Below are 15,695 nucleotides of genomic sequence, written 5' to 3' on the forward strand. Positions count from 1 at the left end.
CGGGTGAAGGCGCGGGCCCGGCTGGTCGTCGAGCGGGACGCGGACGGCCGCAACGCCGTCCGCGACCTGCGGTCCATGGCGCCGATCACGCTGGTGCCGCACCGCAGCCGGGTGCGGTCCGCCGGCGCGCCCGCGCTCGTGCACCTGGTCAGCTCCGTCACGGCGCCGCTGGGCGGCGACGACCTGGAGCTGGTCGTCGAGGTCGGGCCGGGCGCGCACCTGGTGCTGCGCGGCGTCGCGGCCACGCTGGCGCTGCCCGGCCACCTGCCGGGCGGCAGCCGCGCGCGGGTCCGGATCACGGCGGGCGAGGGCGCGAGCGTGCAGTACGTGCCGGAGCCGACGGTCGTCACGGGGCGTGCGCGGCACGAGGCGGAACTGGCCGTGGAACTGGCCGCCGGAGCGCGGCTGCGGACCCGCGAGGTGTTGGTGCTGGGACGCGCGGATGAACGGCCGGGGTCGCTCGTGAGCACGGTCCGGGTGCGCCGCGAAGGCGGCCCGCTGCTGAACCAATCCCTGCGGATCGGGGTGCCCGAACTCGACGCGAGCGCCGCGCACCTCGCCGGTCGACGGGTACTCGGCACGGAAGTCCTGAACTGGGGCGAAGATCCGACTTCGGCGGTTTCACACGATTGGTGGTCACTCGTTCCACTGGTTCGCGGCGGAAGCCTCGTGACCGCGCTCGCGGGCGACGCCGTGACGGCCCAGAGGTGGCTCGACGTGGCACTGGATGTTCACCCTGGGTGGCGTTCTCGTGACATCTGATCTTCTGACTCGATCACGTTCTCGATTCCGAAGAAATGCTCGCACTGACAGTGATCGACCAGGTGGGCCGGATCACCGCCCAGGCGGTTCCGCACGGGCCCCGGAACCCGTACGGTCGCCACCCACGGGGTGCCACGAGTGCCTGCTCTCCCAGGGAGGTTTCGCCGATGTCGGAGACGAATATCGCACTGCCGTCGATGCGCGTGTCGTACGAACAGGGCTCGCTGACGGAAGACGATCTCGCCGCCACGTGGCACGAGCAGTTGCAGCTGTGGCTGGACCAGGCGACCAATGCCGGTCTGCCGGAGCCCAACGCCATGGTGCTGGCCACCGCGGACACGGAGGGGCGCCCGTCGTCCCGGACCGTGCTCGCCAAGGGGCTCGATGAACGCGGTCTCGTCTTCTTCACCAACTACACCTCCGCCAAGAGCCACGACCTGATGGCCACCCGCTACGCCTCCGCGACGTTCCCGTGGTTCGCCATGCAGCGCCAGGCGCACGTGCGCGGCACCGTGGAGAAGGTCGGTCCGGTCGAGACGGCGAAGTACTGGGAGAGCCGTCCGCGCGGATCGCAGATGGGCGCGTGGGCGTCCCCGCAGTCCCGCGTCGTGACGGGTCGCTCCACTTTGGAGAGCGCGCTGCACAAGATCGAGCGGCAGTTCGCCGACTCCGAGCGCGTACCGGTGCCGCCGCACTGGGGCGGCTGGCGCATCCGGCCCGAAGAGGTCGAGTTCTGGCAGGGCCGCCGCGACCGCATGCACGACCGGCTCCGCTTCCGCCTCGGCCGCGACGGATGGGACCTGCAACGCGTCGCCCCGTGACCTGCGCGACCCACTCCGCTCACAACTCGTTAGTTGCCTTAAGCTAACGAGTTGTGAGCGGACTGCTGCGCAAGGTCGCCATCGACACCAGACCCCTGAGGATCCCCGCGTACCGGCGGTTGTGGCTCTCGACGATCGTCACGGCGGTCGGCAGCCAGCTCACCGCGGTGGCCGTCCCCAAGCAGGTCTACGACCTCACCGGGTCCTCGGGCTGGGTGGGCATCGCGGCCGCCGTCGCCCTGGTCCCGCTGCTCGTGTTCGGCCTCTACGGCGGCGCGGTCGCCGACGCGGTGGACCGCCGCAAGCTCCTCATCGTCACCAACGCGGGCATCGCGGCCACGTCGGTCCTGCTCTGGCTCCAGGCCGCGTTCCACGTCGAGTCCGTGTGGCTCATCATCGTCCTGCTCGGTCTCCAGCAGGTCTTCTTCGCGCTCAACGCGCCCGCCCGCAGCGCCGTCATCGGCAGGCTCGTCCCCGGTGAGCTGATGGCGTCCGCCGCCGCGCTCGGCAGCACCGTGATGACGTTCGGCGCCGTCCTCGGCCCGATGCTCGCGGGCGCGCTGATGCCCGTGATCGGTCTGTCCACCCTGTACCTGGTCGACGCCATCGCGCTGACCGTCACGATCTACGCGGTCTGGAAGCTGCCGTCGATGCCGCCGCTGAGCGGCCTGTCCCGCCGGGCGAGCGTGCGCGACGTGCTGGAGGGCTTCCGCTACCTCGGCCTCCAGAAGCTGCTGCTGGCGTCGTTCCTGCTGGACATCATCGCCATGGTGTTCGGCATGCCGCGCGCGCTCTTCCCGGAGATGGCCGAGAACACCTTCGGCGACCCGCCCGGCGGCGGCCTGGCGCTCGGCTGGCTGTTCGCCGCCGTGCCGCTGGGCGCGATGGTGTGCGGGCTGATGTCCGGCTGGCTGACCAGGATGGACCGGCACGGCGCGGGCGTCGCGATCTCGGTGGTCGTGTGGGGCGTGGCCATCGCCGGGTTCGGGCTGTCGCACTCGCTGTGGATGGCCGTGCTGTTCCTGGCGCTGGCCGGGGCCGCCGACATGGTGAGCATGGTGTTCCGCAGCGCGATCATGCAGAACGCCGCCACCGACGAGATGCGCGGCCGCATGCAGGGCGTGTTCATCGTGGTGGTGGCGGGCGGACCGCGCCTGGCCGACCTGCTGCACGGCACCACCGGCGCCGTCGCCGGGACCGGAGCCGCCGTGACGGGCGGCGGCGTCCTGGTCGTGGTGTTCACGGTCGTCGCCGTGCTCGCGCTGCCCGCGGTGTGGCGCTACCGCTTCAGCCCCACCCCGGCCGGGTCGGAGGCGGAGGCTGAGCCCGCTGCTCGTGGCCGGACGGCACCCGAAACAGGTTGACGCACACGACGGCCGTCGCCAACGCCAGCGGCGACGGGCCGACGATCACCAGCGCCTGACCGGCCAGCGCCCACCCGCCGCTGCTCGACAGGCCGAGGAACGCCAGGCCCAGGAAGCTGAACGGGACCGTCAGCAGCCACATCGCCCACGGCAGCCTGCGCATCGACCGCGCGCCCACCAGGTCGAGGTGGTCGCCCGGCACGGTCGACCTCGACCCGGTGAGGCTGATCGCGGCGAGGGAGAAGGCGAACGCCGAGAACCCGCCGAAGAGCCAGGCGGGGAGGGCGTCGCCGTCGTGCACGGCGAACACCACGAGCAGCGCGCCGATCGCGAGGCAGGCGAGCACCATGGGGACCCCGACGCCCAGGCACAGGGCGCGGATGCGGTCCGCCCTCGGCCGCGGGATCGGGACGAACCTCGGGGCCACGGCGGGCATCACGAGTCCGGCCGCCAGTCCGGATCGTCGCCGTCCCTGACGCCGGCGTCGGCCATGTCCGCGGTCAACGGCTTCTCCCAGGTCTTCCCCAGGTCGTGGATCTTCTGCTGGAGGGTGGTCTGCTCGGACTTCACGGTGTTCACGTGCGCCCGCATGGCGGGGATCGCGGCGCCCAGCACGGCGAGCGCGACACCGATCGCCGTGGCGACGGCGGCGGTCGCCGGAGCCGCGCCCACCACCGTGACGGCGCCCGCCACGGCCGCTGTCGCGGCGACCGCGAACCCGGCGAGCGCGAAGGCCATCACCATCTTGAAGGCCTCGACGGCGCTCGCCAGCGTGTTCAGCGACGAGCGCATCTGGTTCGCGATGTCGGTGACCGCGTTCAGCCCCTCCACCTGCGGCGGCACCGACAGCTGGTAGGCCCGCGAGGCGCGCCCCGTCCACTCGACCGGGGTCCGGAACTTCGCGGGCGAGAGGTCGTCCGCGATCTCCTTGGTGGCGTCGCCGACCCGCGCGACCCACTCCAGGCCGACCTCGCGCAGCCGGTCCTCGTCACCGCAGTCGCGGTAGAGCTGTCCGCAGAACCCGAAGAGGTCGTCGATGCCCAACGCGACCGCCTGGAGGCCCTGCGTGATGGGCTCGACCAGGGGTACCAGCGGTTCCGGCACCCACGACAGGATGCCGCGCACCTGGTCGACGAACTCCCTGGCGGTCGCGCTCGCCTCGCGCGACTTCCGCTCGATCTCCTCGTCCAGCGCGCTCACGCCCCACCGCCGATCCCGTTCATGGTGTGCATGCCGAGTTCGTCCTCGCGCTGATAGGTGTCGGCCGCGGCGATCAGGCTCGCGCCGAGTTCGCGGAACCGCCGCGCGGCCTGGCCGAGCATGTCCTCCACCGCCGCGCGCGCCTTGTCGTAAGTCAGGTCGAGCCCCAGCTCGTCGGCCGTCCTGGACATCTCGACGCCGCTGAGGCGGAGCCCGGCGACCGCGGTCCGCGGCCGGTCGACCGCCTCCGCCGCCTCCACCCACGTGCCCGCGTCCGCGCGAAGCGCCTCCAGCGCGACGGAGATCCCGGTCATGGCACCAGCCCCACCCTGCGCAGCAGCGCGTTCGGATCGCCGAGCAGCGCGGTCAGCTCCGCGATCGCACCGGACTCGGGCCGGTCGACCGCGCCGCGCTCGCGCAGGGCTCGGAGCACGTCCAGCAGTTCCGACTCCACTTCGGACGCCCGGACGGCGTTCGCCCAGCCCGGATCGATCGACACCTCGGCGACCCTCCCGGCCCGCGCCACCGCACCGACGTGCCCGCCGGCGCTCCGCGCGGTCATCGGGCCCGCGGCCTCGGCCGTCCGGCGCGCGAACTCCGCCAGGTCGGCCGACACCGCCTCCACCAGCCGGAGGGCGTCCGCCGCGGTGATGGGCGCCTCGTCACCGCCTGCCATCGGCGCGGTCACCGGGGCCGGGTTCCCGGCCTGCCACGCCAACGCCCGCGCCGTGGCCTCGTTGGCGGCCGACACCACCGCGGCCGCCAATCCCCGCGACTCCCGCCAGCCCAGGGCGAGCCGCACGCCCACCACGGCGCCGCCGGTCTCCACCGCCACCGCCACCACGCCGTCGCGGCCCACGAGCGCCTCGACGGCCGCTCGCGGTCGGGGCGCCTCGGCCTCCCAGTCGTCGGCTTCCTCGAAGCCCCACCTGTCGGACATGCGTCCCCGTCCCTTGAGTTCGACCTCGGAATCCGTGGTCACGCGAGCCCCTCCCGCAGCTCGTCGATCTGCCTGGCGAGCAAGTGCCCGTCCGTGCCGACCAACGTCACCCACTGGTGGGTCCCCTTCCGGCCGCGGGTGAAGGAGAACCGACCCGCCGGGCTGTCGTAGAAGCTGACGACGTGGCCCGCCCTGGTCCGCCGCCCGCCGGGTGGGGTGCGGCCGACGCCGAACTGGCCGAACCGCAGGACGGCGCCGAGCACGTCCGCGATGTCCTGCGCTTGACCGTTGGCCAAGCCTTGCCGCTGGAGTTCGCGCACCAGGGCGCCCGCGTCCCGCCCCGCTCGCCCCGCCGCCTCGTCCAGGTCGGCGGCCGGGACGGTGGTCGACCGCCGAGGGCCGGGCGGGTGCTCCGGGAGCAGGGCGGCCGCGGTCCGCGCCATGGCGCCCACCTCGGTCGTGCGCAGGACGAGCGACTCCGCGTCCAACGTGGACACCACGGCGTACCCGCCGCGGGAGGCGACCAGCGCGGACGTGCGCGGGCCGTCGGCGGACAGGTGGAGCCGCGCGTCGACCTCCCACTCCGGCCGGGCCAGTACGCGCAGGCACCAGTCCAGGGCGGGATCGAGGTCGTCCGGGCGTCCGTACTCCTTGTCCCACAGGCTTTTCCACGCCTCGACGGCGAGCGCGTCACGCTCACCGCGCGTGCGGCCGTGCCCGTCGACGCGCAGCACGGTCGGGAAGGGGCCCAGTCCCAGGTGGCTCCAGAGGACGTCGTACTCCAGCCGGGACAGGGTGAACGGGATCATTCCCCGATGACCGGGGGAGCGATCCGGCCGTCCGGTCCGGGGTCCCAGAACTCGTCGTGGTCGCCGTTCAGGTAGTCGGGGGTGACGTGCTCGCGGTCCTCGGCGGAGGACCCGCTCCCCGGCCCGGCCACGGGCCCGGCGGCCACGGCTCCCGCGCCCGGCTGGAGCCTCGCGCTGGTCGGCGGAACCGGTTGGCCGGTGGTCTTCGGGCTGGTGAGGAGTGCGGCGGCACCGCCACCGCGCGGCACCGGGCGGTCGCCCGAGGTGTCCGGCCTGCCTGCGGTCGTGCCCGCGGCCATCCGACTTCCGGTGCCGGGCCCGGCGGTGTTCGGGAGGGCGGCGTTCGGCTTGGCGGTGTTCGGACTGGCGGCGTTCGGGATGGTGGCGTTCGGGATGATGGTGGTCGCGGACGCGGTGGTGGTGCGTCCCGTGAACGGCTTCGAGCCGGTGGCGACCGCGACCGGGCTGCCTGCCGGGTGGTCGGGGGTTCGCGGGGTGGCCGACGCCGTCGGCGGGGGTGGCGGTGGTGCCTCGGGTCTTGTCGGGACGGCGCTCGCCTGCGCTGTCGCCGTGCCGTCGACGGCGGTCGCGTCGACCGGGGACGAAGGGGGCGGCACGAGCGCGAGCCGCGGGGTGCCCGGCGTGGTCCCGTCCCGCCGCGGGTCGTCGTACGGCGTTCCGGTGGGTTGCCCGACCGGTGTCCGGGCGGGGTTCGTAACGCCGATCTCGGTGACGACGTTCGGCGGCGGGATGAACAGCCCGAGGTCCGCGGCCGTGGCGGCGGAGTGCTCGCGGTAGTCCCGCAGGATCCGCACGGCTTCGAGCTTCGCCGCCTGCGCGACCCGTTCCCGCTGGTCCTGGTCGGTCTGGCCGCCGAGGAGGTGGGTGAAGCCCGCCGGGATGCCGAGGAGGTCGGAGTTCGTCGAGCCCGCGGCGACCGGTTCCGGCATCGAGTCGCGCGCCGCGCTGTAGCTGTCGACCAGCGCGGTCGTGCCGCCGTGGGTGGCCGTGCCCGCGGTGTGCGCGTCGCCCGCCCACTGCGCGAGCGGGGTGATCCCGCCTCCCGCCGCGTCGGCCGCCCGCCCGACCCAGGAGACGCCCGCACGGGCCAGCGCGTCGGTCGTGCGGTCCTGGAGGCCCCTCATCAACGCGGTGAACCTCGACCACGCCTCCGCGGCCTCCGCGCCGCCCGCGACCCCGCGGCCGGTGTAGCCCTTCACCGCGCCTGCCAGTCCGGGGTCGCGCCCGTGGATCATCGCGTGCAGGTCCTCGTGCGACCACGCGTCCCAGTTGTACTCACCGATCACGGTCGTCCCCCCTCAGCGGCTCAGCGCGGTGATGGCCAGCTCGGCGAGCTTCCGGGCGGTCTCGCACTTGGGCGGCAGCTTCGCCGTCGAGGCGGCGTCGATGCTGGCGTACACGTCGAGCGCCTGGCCCTCCGCCACGTCCAGGATCAGGTCGCACCGCCCCTTGTCGGGCCCGTTCGCGCGTTCGAACGCCGGGTAGCCCCGCACGGGCGCCACCGGGGCGACCGCCTCGGCGCTGGGCGACCTGGTCCAGTACCCGACCCCGTCCGTGGTGTTGAACAGGAAGCCGAAGTAGCCGAGCGCGGTGAAGTAGCCGCAGTCGACGCCCTTGGGGTCCTTGTCGCGGTGGGTGACCTCGCCGTCCTCCTCGATCGCGAACGCGGCCCAGTCGGCCCGGTCGAGGAGGCAGCGCTGCTTGCCCGCCAGGTCGATCGCCTGGGGCCGGACGGAGTCCGGCGAGACCGAGGTGACGGCCGCGCGCCTCGGGGTGCCGCCGGTGCCGCTGCTGCACCCCGTCGCGGCGACCAGCACCGCGACCAGCAGGAGGACGCGCCTCGCGGTCATCGCTCCACTCCCCGGAACGCGGCCGCCGCGCCCTCGTCGGCCAGCCCGTACTGCCGGACCGTCCGCGCCAGCGCCTCGATGACCGCGTTGAGCTGCTCGATGAAGCCGTTCATGCAGGCGATGGCCGTCTCCGCCGTCCGCCCGACCGCGGCGGCGACGTCCGCGCTCACCGGATCGGCGCCCATGGGCGCGGGCGTCATGGCCGCCGCCTCGTACCGCACGAAGTGCTGGGCGTCGCCGCGGATGTCCTCCAGCTCCCGCATGAGCCGCAGGACCTGGTCGGGTTCGACCCGCATGACCGCCGCGCCCGCCGGACTGCTCGGGCCGTCGACCGCTGACTGGAATGGCACCGGTCGGCCCCTCCTCGCCCGAGAGATTTCCGTCACAGTTACGGTAACGGTGTTTGTTACTCTGGGTGTACGCATGTTTGCGGTCGAAGCTCATGTACCGCCCCGGAGCCGCAAGGACAGGGAAGCCCCGTCGCGGTCGGACCGCGCGTTCAGCAGCAACCTGCCCGACTGCTTATGCCGGACGGGCACCGCGCACGAGTCGCCGGACAGCAGTGCTCCGGCGAGCACACCCGCTGATTCGTGGTCGAGTTCGAGGACGAGGTCATCCGGCGACGTCATCCCTCGACCGTAAGCGAAGACCGCAGGTCAAGAGGGGTGCTGAGGTCACTCGTCCCGGTACTTCCCGACGTCCACGGCCGTGGTGGAGGTGTGCAAAAGGACCAATCAACCTCAAGCCTTGCCCAATCGGTGTTCCGGCGACTACCGGCGGTTGGTGTGACCGGGCACACTTCCTGGGCATGGCGGACGCGACGAGCGCACCGGCGCAACCGGAACTGACCAGGGCCATCGGCCCCAAGCTCCTGCTCTTCTTCGTGATCGGCGACATCCTCGGCACGGGCGTCTACGCTCTAACCGGCAACGTGGCTGGCAAGATCGGCGGCGCGCTCTGGCTGCCCTTCCTGCTGGCCTTCGTCGTCGCGTTCCTGACGGCGTTCAGCTACCTCGAACTCGTCGGGAAGTACCCCAGGGCGGCTGGCGCGGCGCTCTACACGAACCGCGCCTTCAAGATCCAGTTCCTCACGTTCATGGTCGCGTTCGCGGTGATGAGCTCCGGCATCACCTCGGCGGCCTCGGCCGCGCTCGCGTTCGGCAAGACCTACCTCCAGGCGGTGCTGCGGGAGTTCTTCTCGGACTCGATCGCCGTGCCCGCGACGCTGGTGGCGATCCTGTTCGTCGCCGGGCTCGCGGTGGTCAACTTCCGCGGCGTCTCCGAGTCGGTCAAGGCGAACGTGGTCCTGACCTGCATCGAGCTGTCCGGCCTGCTGATCATCATCGGGATCGGCATCTGGGCGGTGCTCCAGGGCGACGGCGACGCGAGCAGGCTGACGCAGATCGACCCGGCGCCCGGCCAGAGCGCGATGCTCGCGATCACCTCGGCGACGGCGCTGGCGTTCTTCGCGATGGTCGGCTTCGAGGACTCGGTCAACATGGCCGAGGAGTGCCGCGAACCGGTGCGGATCTTCCCGCGCGCGATGCTGCTCGGCATGGGGGTGGCGGCGGTGATCTACGTGCTGGTGGCGATCACGTCGTCGCTGCTGATCCCGGCCGACGAGCTGGCGAAGTCCGGCAGCGGCGCGTTGCTCAAGGTGGTGACCGTCGGGGCGCCCGGCTTCCCGCTGTGGCTGTTCTCGCTGATCGGGCTGTTCGCGGTCATCAACTCCGCGCTGATCAACATGCTGATGGCGAGCCGACTGCTCTACGGCATGTCGAACGAGAAGATCATCCCGAAGTTCTTCGGCACGGTGCACCCCGCGCGCAGGACGCCGTGGATCTCGATCGTGTTCACCAGCGGCATCGCGGTGATCCTGGTGTCCTTCGTCGACATCGCCGCGCTCGGCGGCACGACCTCGCTGCTGCTGCTGATCGTGTTCGCCGTCGTCAACGTCGCGGTGCTGGTGCTGCGCAAGGAGAAGGCCGACCACAAGCACTTCAGGGCGCCGACGGTCGTGCCGGTGCTCGGCGCGATCACGTGCGCGTTCCTCGCCAGCCCGCTGTCGGGGCGACCGTGGGCCGACTACCGGATCGCGCTATACCTGCTCGCCGCGGGCGTCGTGCTGTGGCTCGTCAACTACTTCGTGCACGGCAAGGTGGACGAGTTCGACCCGGAGAAGCTGGCGAAGTAGTCCCCAGCCGACCCGTGCTCGGGGCCGTTCCGCGAACGTGGAGCGGCCCCGAGCGCCCCGGCTCGACGGTCGTCCGCGCCTGCCTGACGCGGAACCCGGTCGATCGGAGGACGTCGAACCGCCCGACCACGACCGCGGCGGCCTCGTCGGTGGTAATGGCGCGCGGCGAGATGGTCATCTGCTCAGCGCGTTCATTCACTAGGCTTGGCCACATGCTGGAGATCTCCTACGGGGCGGCGCGAGCCGTGATCGCGCGTACCGGTGCCGGGCTTCGATCCTTCGAGGTCGACGGGGTGCCGTACGTCGAGACCTACGACGACGAACCGCCGATGGGCACCGGGGCGGTGCTCGTCCCGTGGCCGAACCGGACCGCGGGCGGCACCTGGGTGCTGGACGGCGAGAAGCAGGTGCTGGAGATCACGGAGCCCGCTCGGGGCAACGCGATCCACGGGCTCGTGAGGCACGTGGACTGGGACGTCGTCGAGCACACCGGGTCGCTGGTGTCGCTGGGGACGACCATCGCCGCGCAGCCCGGCTGGCCGGTGCCGCTGAACGTGACGATCTCCTACGCCCTCGACGAGAACGGGCTGACGGTCGCGCACGGGGTGAGCAACGTCGGGGAGCGGTCGGTGCCGTTCGGCGTCGGCACGCACCCGTACCCGCGCGCCGGTCTCTCGGAGAACGACGACTGCACGCTGAGGCTGGCCGCCTCGACCGTGCTGCCGGTCGACGCGGAGAAGATGATCCCGACCGGCCCGCCGGAGGACGTCGAGGGCACGGAGTACGACTTCTGCGCGCCCCGGTCGCTCAAGGGGGTGAAGCTGGACACCGCGTTCGGCGGCTGCGAGCCGGGTCCGGACGGCCTGGTGCACCACGAGGTGCGCGGGCCCGAGCAGGCCGTCGAACTGTGGGCGGACCCCGACTTCAAGTGGGTTCAGGTGTACACCCCGGACGCCTTCCCCGGCCGCGGCCGCGCGGTGGCCGTGGAGCCCATGACGTGCCCGCCGGACGCCCTGAACTCCGGTGTCGACCTGATCGTGCTGGCGCCCGGCGAGTCGTGGGCCGGTAGGTGGGGCGTCCGCCCGTTGGCGTAGACCGCCGTGGGCCGTTAGCGTCGCTAAACATGGACGTCGCTATCACGGGTGGATATGTCGTGCCGATCGATGGGGATCCCATCGAGGGCGGAACTGTGCTGGTCCAGGACGGGAAGATCGTCGCCGTCGGGACCGACGTGGAGATCCCCGAGGGGGTCGAGGTCGTCGACGCGGCCGGGTCGTGGGTGCTTCCCGGCTTCGTCGAGGCCCACGGGCACATGGGCGTGCACGAGGAGGGCGAGGGCTGGGCGGGGCAGGACACCAACGAGATGACCGACCCCAACGGCGCCCGCATGCGCGCGTTGGACGCGATCAACCCGGACGACATGGGCTTCCGGGACGCGTTGTCGGGCGGTGTCACCACGGCCGTCGTCAAGCCCGGTTCCGGCAACCCCATCGGCGGCCGGACGGTCGCGGTGAAGATGTGGGGCCGGACCGTCGACGAGATGCTGATCCGCGAGCCGGTCAGCGTGAAGAGCGCCCTCGGCGAGAACCCCAAGCGCGTCTACGGCGACCAGAAGAAGATCCCGTCGACCCGCCAGGGCGTGGCCGCGGTCATCCGGGACGCGTTCACCAAGGCGCAGGACTACAAGGCGAAGCGCGAGAACGCGGCCGCCGAGAACAAGCCGTTCGACCGCGACAACACCCTCGAGGTGCTCGTGCGGGTGCTCGACCGGGAGATCCCGTGGAGCCAGCACTGCCACCGCGCCGACGACATCGCCACGGCGCTGCGGCTCGCCGACGAGTTCGGCTACCGGCTCGTCGTCCACCACGGCACCGAGGGCCACAAGATCGCGGACCTGCTGGCCGAGCGCGGCGTCCCGGTCGTCATCGGGCCGCTGTTCACCACCCGCTCCAAGGTCGAGTTGCGTGAGCGGTCGCTGCGCAACCCCGGCATCCTGGAGCGCGCGGGCGTGGAACTGGCGATCACCACCGACCACCCGGTGATCCCGATCCACTTCCTGGTGCACCAGGTGACCCTGGCCGTGAAGGAGGGGCTGGAGCGGTCGACCGCCCTGCGCACGATCACCACGAACCCGGCGAGGATCTCGGGCCTGGACGACCGGGTCGGCTCCCTCAAGCCCGGTCTCGACGGCGACGTGGTGATCTGGTCCGGCGACCCGCTCGACGTGCTGAGCCGCGCGCTGCGCGTGTTCGTGCAGGGCCGCGAGGTTTACACGTTCAACCACGCCACCGGCGTCGGCGACGTGGTCGACCCGTACTACCAGGACACCATCTAGTGCGGTGACCGCTGACCCTTGCCGGGTTTCGCGCCGCTCGGGGTGATCCATCGTGGTGCCGCCCCCACGCCCTCGTACTGGTGGTACGGGGGCGTGGGGGCGGTGCCGCGAGGGGTCTACCCGAGACGCGCGAAACCCGGTGAGGATCGAGGTCACCGCACTAGAGCTTGCGCAGCGCCCGGCCGATCACCAATCGCTGGATCTGGTTCGTGCCCTCGAAGATCTGCAGCACCTTGGCCTCCCGCATGTACCGCTCCACCGGGAAGTCGCGGGTGTAGCCGGCACCGCCCAGCACCTGCACGGCGTCGGTCGTCACCTTCATCGCCATGTCCGTGGCGACGAGCTTGGCGATCGACGCCTGCCGCTGGAACGGCACCCCGCGGTCACGACGCCGCGCCGCCTCCAGGTACGTGGCCCGCGCCGACTCGACGCCCGCGGCCATGTCTGCCAGCAGGAACTCCAGCCCCTGGAACTCGATGATCGGCTTGCCGAACTGCGTGCGCTGCTTGGCGTAGGCCACGGCCTCGTCCAACGCCGCCTGCGCCAGCCCGACGGCGCACGCCGCGATCCCCAGCCGCCCGGAGTTCAGCGCGTCCAAGGCGATCTTCAGCCCGTCGCCCTCGGCCCCGATCAGCCGGTCCGCGGGCACCCGCGCGTCCTCGAACCGCAGCTGCGCGGTGATGGATCCGGTCAACCCCATCTTCCGCTCCGGCGCGGCCGCCGTGATCCCGGAACCGTTCGGCGCCAGGAAGCAGCTGATGTCCTTTTCGGACGTCCGCGCCATCAGCGTGTAGAAGTCGGCCACGCCCGCGTGCGTGATCCACGCCTTGGTGCCGTTGACGACGTAGTCGTCGCCGTCGAGCACCGCGCGGGTCGACAGCGCCCCGGCGTCCGACCCCGCGTGGGTCTCGGACAACGCGTACCCGCCCAGCAGGTCGCCCTCCAGCAGTTCGGGCAGCCACCGCTCCCGCTGCCCGTCCGTCCCGAACGTCGCCAGCGGGTACGCCGACATCACGTGCACCGACGTGCCGACGGCCACCGACATCCACGCCGACGCGATCTCCTCCAGCGCCTGGAGGTACACCTCGTAGGGCTGCGCGCCCCCGCCGAACTCCTCCGGGTACGGCAGGGCCAGCAGCCCGGACTTGCCGAGCAGCCGGAAGACGTCCCGCGGGAACCGCTCCTGCTCCTCGGCCTCCGCGGCGCGCGGCTTCAGCTCGTCCCTGGCGATCTCGCGGACGAGCGCGATCAGGTCCTCGGCCTCGGTGGTGGGCAACAGGCGTTCGGCGGGCATCGACGACCTCCGGTCAGTACTGGTACCAGTACTCTAGGACGTACTCCAGTACTGCCGCCAACCATGTGGGACAGTTCGCACATGACCTCGATGGTCCGCAGGCCGCTCACGGGGCGGCAGACCGAGCTGCTCACGCGCCTGGAGGCGCTCGTGCTCGCGGAGGGGTTCGCGCACTTCACGCTGGACGACCTCGCCGCCCGGCTGCACTGCTCGAAGTCCACGCTGTACGCGCTCGCCGCGAGCAAGGAGCAGCTCGCCGTCCGCGTCGTCGGCCGGTACTTCAAGGGCGCCGCCGAACGCATCGAGGAGCGCGTGGCGGCCGTCGACGACGTGCGCGGCCGGGTCGGCACCTACCTCGCGGGCGCCGCCGACGAGCTGCGCCGCGCCTCCGCCCAGTTCATCGCCGACGTGTCCGCGTTCGCGCCGACCCGCTCCACCTACGAGCGCAACGCCCGCGCGGCGGCCGAGCGCATCCGGACGTTCATCCAGGACGGAGTCCGCGAGGGCGTGTTCCGGGACGTCCATGCGACGCTGTTCGCCGAGATGGCGGGGCTGCTGATCGAAGGCATCCAGACGGGCGTGCTGACCGAACGGGCGGGCGTCACGGACTCGGAGGCGTTCACGGCCCTCGCCGAGTTGCTCCTCGACGGGTTGCGGAAAGAACGGAGACGCGCGTGATCGTGGTTGCAGGTGAGGCGCTGGTCGACCTCGTCCCCTCGCCCTCGGCGGCAGTCGGACGGCTGGCCGACCTGATGCCGCGCCTCGGCGGGGGCCCGTACAACGTGGCCATCGCCGCGGGCAGGCTCGACGCCCCCACGGCCTTCCTCTCGCGGGTGTCGACCGACCTCTACGGCGAGGCGATGATCGACCGGCTGCGCGACTCGAAGGTCGCCACGGACCTCGTGCAGCGCGGCCCCGAGCCGACCACGCTGGCCGTCGTCGGCATCGGGCCGGACGGGTCGGCGCGGTACTCGTTCTACGTCGAGGGCACCGCCGACCGGCTGGTCGCCGACCCCGGCCCGCTGGCCGACGACGTGACGGCGGTGTCGTTCGGCACGCTCTCGCTGGTGCTGGAGCCGGGGGCGAGCGCGTACGAGGAGGTGCTGCGCCGCGAGTCCGCGCGCGGCGCGCTGACCGTGCTGGACCCGAACATCCGCGCCGTCCTGATCCCCGACGCGGCGGCCTACCGGGCGCGGTTCGCGGCCTGGCTGCCGCACGTCGGGCTGCTCAAGGTGTCCGTCGAGGACGCCCGCTGGCTCGCTGACCTGCCGGAGGACGCCTCCGAGGACACCGTGCTGGAGGTCGCCCGCGCGTGGCAGGCCGCCGGGCCCGCCGCGGTCGTGCTCACCAGGGGCGGCGACGGGCTGGCCGTGCTGACCGGCGCCGGTGAAGTGCTGCGGGTGCCGCCGCGCGAGGTGTCCGTCGTGGACACGATCGGGGCGGGCGACACCGTGCAGGGCGCGCTGATCGCGTGGCTGCACCAGCACGACGCGCTCGGCACGACGGCCGTGGCGGGGCTGACGTCGGAGAAGTGGGTGGAGGCGCTGACCTACGCGGGCACCGCCGCCGCGTTCACGTGCACGCGGGCAGGGGCCGAGCCGCCGACCACCGACGAGCTGGAGGAGTTCACGGGCTGACGGCGAGCTGTGTCATTCATCAAGAAGAGGCCGAGGCTCGCCGTCAGGTCCCGAGGGCTCCGCCGTCGAAACCCGACGGCGGGCCCCGGCGCCCCGGCGTGGTCAGCCAGGGCGCCTGCGGTTCCTCGCGACCCCCACTGGTGAGCGGGTGGCCCGAGTCCCGAACCTATCGCCCACCGATGTGCTTTGTCGTCGCGGAACGGTGTGACGTGTCGTCACTCACAGTGGGCGCCATCTGCGGCGGGTGATCGGACGGCCACGGGAATGGCCTAGCTCTCACCCTCAACGAGGTGGCGAAAGGTGCCGGACGGTCTACCGTGGAGCGCAACGCTCTCGCGGGTCGCCGCCCATCGGTCGCCCGCGGAACGTGCACGCTGGCCACCGTGCAGAGGACGCCTCAACCGCGTGTGATGCCGGTCCCACCTCACGGAATCGGTTCACACCAATGCTGCGAGGCGGTCAGGCCGC

Annotated in this window: 18 protein-coding genes; 8 read left to right on the forward strand and 10 right to left on the reverse strand. The window is 72.1% G+C overall.

The annotated features are described in order from the left end of the window. Positions 1-3: 3 nt before the first annotated feature. From RM788_RS28085 to RM788_RS28095, 3 genes are all read left to right on the forward strand, one after another. Entirely contained in the window at positions 4-762 is a 759-nt protein-coding gene (locus tag RM788_RS28085; RefSeq protein WP_315920556.1) for an urease accessory protein UreD, read from the forward strand. A 167-nt stretch (positions 763-929) separates the two neighbouring features. Then, positions 930-1,583, forward strand: coding sequence for a pyridoxamine 5'-phosphate oxidase (gene pdxH, locus RM788_RS28090; RefSeq protein WP_315920558.1), 654 nt, complete (start codon positions 930-932; stop codon positions 1,581-1,583). Between the two features lie 53 nt (positions 1,584-1,636). Further along, positions 1,637-2,947, forward strand: a complete 1,311-nt coding sequence (locus RM788_RS28095) for an MFS transporter (protein WP_315920560.1) — start codon at positions 1,637-1,639, stop codon at positions 2,945-2,947. Here RM788_RS28095 and RM788_RS28100 read toward each other — a convergent pair. The 9 genes from RM788_RS28100 to RM788_RS28140 form a co-directional block, all read right to left on the reverse strand. After that, entirely contained in the window at positions 2,871-3,383 is a 513-nt protein-coding gene (locus RM788_RS28100; RefSeq protein WP_315920562.1) for a hypothetical protein, read from the reverse strand. The genes RM788_RS28095 and RM788_RS28100 overlap by 77 nt on opposite strands. Next, positions 3,383-4,147, reverse strand: coding sequence for a hypothetical protein (locus tag RM788_RS28105; protein WP_315920564.1), 765 nt, complete (start codon positions 4,145-4,147; stop codon positions 3,383-3,385). The genes RM788_RS28100 and RM788_RS28105 overlap by 1 nt, the downstream gene beginning before the upstream one ends. After that, positions 4,144-4,461 carry a hypothetical protein gene (locus RM788_RS28110; protein WP_315920566.1) on the reverse strand — a complete coding sequence of 106 codons (318 nt, stop codon included), beginning with the start codon at positions 4,459-4,461 and terminating at the stop codon, positions 4,144-4,146. The genes RM788_RS28105 and RM788_RS28110 overlap by 4 nt, the downstream gene beginning before the upstream one ends. Beyond that, complete coding sequence (locus RM788_RS28115) at positions 4,458-5,129, reverse strand: hypothetical protein (protein ID WP_315920568.1); 672 nt, start codon at positions 5,127-5,129, stop codon at positions 4,458-4,460. The genes RM788_RS28110 and RM788_RS28115 overlap by 4 nt, the downstream gene beginning before the upstream one ends. Then, the gene (locus RM788_RS28120) at positions 5,126-5,896 is read right to left on the reverse strand and encodes an ESX secretion-associated protein EspG (protein ID WP_315920570.1); all 771 of its coding nucleotides are present in this window, start codon (positions 5,894-5,896) and stop codon (positions 5,126-5,128) included. The genes RM788_RS28115 and RM788_RS28120 overlap by 4 nt, the downstream gene beginning before the upstream one ends. Further along, positions 5,893-7,203: a PPE domain-containing protein gene (locus RM788_RS28125; protein WP_315920572.1), complete on the reverse strand. Its 1,311-nt coding sequence runs from the start codon at positions 7,201-7,203 to the stop codon at positions 5,893-5,895. Before RM788_RS28125 ends, RM788_RS28120 begins: the two co-directional genes overlap by 4 nt. A gap of 12 nt (positions 7,204-7,215) precedes the next feature. Further along, positions 7,216-7,767, reverse strand: a complete 552-nt coding sequence (locus tag RM788_RS28130) for a DUF3558 family protein (RefSeq protein WP_315920574.1) — start codon at positions 7,765-7,767, stop codon at positions 7,216-7,218. Next, positions 7,764-8,117 carry a PE domain-containing protein gene (locus RM788_RS28135; RefSeq protein ID WP_315920576.1) on the reverse strand — a complete coding sequence of 118 codons (354 nt, stop codon included), beginning with the start codon at positions 8,115-8,117 and terminating at the stop codon, positions 7,764-7,766. The genes RM788_RS28130 and RM788_RS28135 overlap by 4 nt, the downstream gene beginning before the upstream one ends. A 90-nt stretch (positions 8,118-8,207) precedes the next feature. Next, the gene (locus RM788_RS28140) at positions 8,208-8,396 is read right to left on the reverse strand and encodes a hypothetical protein (protein ID WP_315920578.1); all 189 of its coding nucleotides are present in this window, start codon (positions 8,394-8,396) and stop codon (positions 8,208-8,210) included. Positions 8,397-8,575: 179 nt separating this feature from the next. Between RM788_RS28140 and RM788_RS28145 the strand changes: the two genes are divergently transcribed. The 3 genes from RM788_RS28145 to RM788_RS28155 all read left to right on the forward strand — a co-directional run bounded on the left by RM788_RS28145 (position 8,576) and on the right by RM788_RS28155 (position 12,296). Further along, entirely contained in the window at positions 8,576-9,961 is a 1,386-nt protein-coding gene (locus RM788_RS28145; RefSeq protein ID WP_315920580.1) for an APC family permease, read from the forward strand. A gap of 212 nt (positions 9,962-10,173) precedes the next feature. Then, complete coding sequence (locus RM788_RS28150) at positions 10,174-11,055, forward strand: aldose 1-epimerase family protein (protein ID WP_315920582.1); 882 nt, start codon at positions 10,174-10,176, stop codon at positions 11,053-11,055. Between the two features lie 29 nt (positions 11,056-11,084). Next, the gene (locus tag RM788_RS28155; protein ID WP_315920584.1) at positions 11,085-12,296 is read left to right on the forward strand and encodes an amidohydrolase; all 1,212 of its coding nucleotides are present in this window, start codon (positions 11,085-11,087) and stop codon (positions 12,294-12,296) included. A 160-nt stretch (positions 12,297-12,456) separates the two neighbouring features. On the opposite strand, the gene RM788_RS28160 is transcribed toward RM788_RS28155, so the two are convergent. Further along, a complete protein-coding gene (locus tag RM788_RS28160) occupies positions 12,457-13,590 on the reverse strand; it encodes an acyl-CoA dehydrogenase family protein (RefSeq protein ID WP_315920586.1) in 1,134 nt (377 codons plus the stop codon). An 81-nt stretch (positions 13,591-13,671) separates the two neighbouring features. Here RM788_RS28160 and RM788_RS28165 point away from each other — a divergent pair, with 81 nt between their 5' ends. Both RM788_RS28165 and RM788_RS28170 read left to right on the forward strand, forming a co-directional pair. After that, the gene (locus RM788_RS28165) at positions 13,672-14,268 is read left to right on the forward strand and encodes a TetR/AcrR family transcriptional regulator (protein WP_315920588.1); all 597 of its coding nucleotides are present in this window, start codon (positions 13,672-13,674) and stop codon (positions 14,266-14,268) included. Beyond that, a complete protein-coding gene (locus RM788_RS28170; protein ID WP_315920590.1) occupies positions 14,265-15,227 on the forward strand; it encodes a carbohydrate kinase family protein in 963 nt (320 codons plus the stop codon). The genes RM788_RS28165 and RM788_RS28170 overlap by 4 nt, the downstream gene beginning before the upstream one ends. Positions 15,228-15,695 lie beyond the last annotated feature (468 nt).

The organism is Umezawaea sp. Da 62-37, assembly GCF_032460545.1.
In the GTDB taxonomy this organism is placed as follows: Bacteria; Actinomycetota; Actinomycetes; order Mycobacteriales; family Pseudonocardiaceae; genus Umezawaea.

Bases quoted from the DNA above. Each gene is read 5' to 3' on its own strand.
- pdxH (WP_315920558.1), top strand. From the start codon at position 930: ATGTCGGAGACGAATATCGCACTGCCGTCGATGCGCGTGTCGTACGAA.
- RM788_RS28100 (WP_315920562.1), bottom strand. From the start codon at position 3,383: ATGCCCGCCGTGGCCCCGAGGTTCGTCCCGATCCCGCGGCCGAGGGCG.
- RM788_RS28110 (WP_315920566.1), bottom strand. From the start codon at position 4,461: ATGACCGGGATCTCCGTCGCGCTGGAGGCGCTTCGCGCGGACGCGGGC.
- RM788_RS28120 (WP_315920570.1), bottom strand. From the start codon at position 5,896: ATGATCCCGTTCACCCTGTCCCGGCTGGAGTACGACGTCCTCTGGAGC.
- RM788_RS28130 (WP_315920574.1), bottom strand. From the start codon at position 7,767: ATGACCGCGAGGCGCGTCCTCCTGCTGGTCGCGGTGCTGGTCGCCGCG.
- RM788_RS28140 (WP_315920578.1), bottom strand. From the start codon at position 8,396: ATGACGTCGCCGGATGACCTCGTCCTCGAACTCGACCACGAATCAGCG.
- RM788_RS28145 (WP_315920580.1), top strand. From the start codon at position 8,576: ATGGCGGACGCGACGAGCGCACCGGCGCAACCGGAACTGACCAGGGCC.
- RM788_RS28150 (WP_315920582.1), top strand. From the start codon at position 10,174: ATGCTGGAGATCTCCTACGGGGCGGCGCGAGCCGTGATCGCGCGTACC.
- RM788_RS28155 (WP_315920584.1), top strand. From the start codon at position 11,085: ATGGACGTCGCTATCACGGGTGGATATGTCGTGCCGATCGATGGGGAT.
- RM788_RS28160 (WP_315920586.1), bottom strand. From the start codon at position 13,590: ATGCCCGCCGAACGCCTGTTGCCCACCACCGAGGCCGAGGACCTGATC.
- RM788_RS28165 (WP_315920588.1), top strand. From the start codon at position 13,672: ATGACCTCGATGGTCCGCAGGCCGCTCACGGGGCGGCAGACCGAGCTG.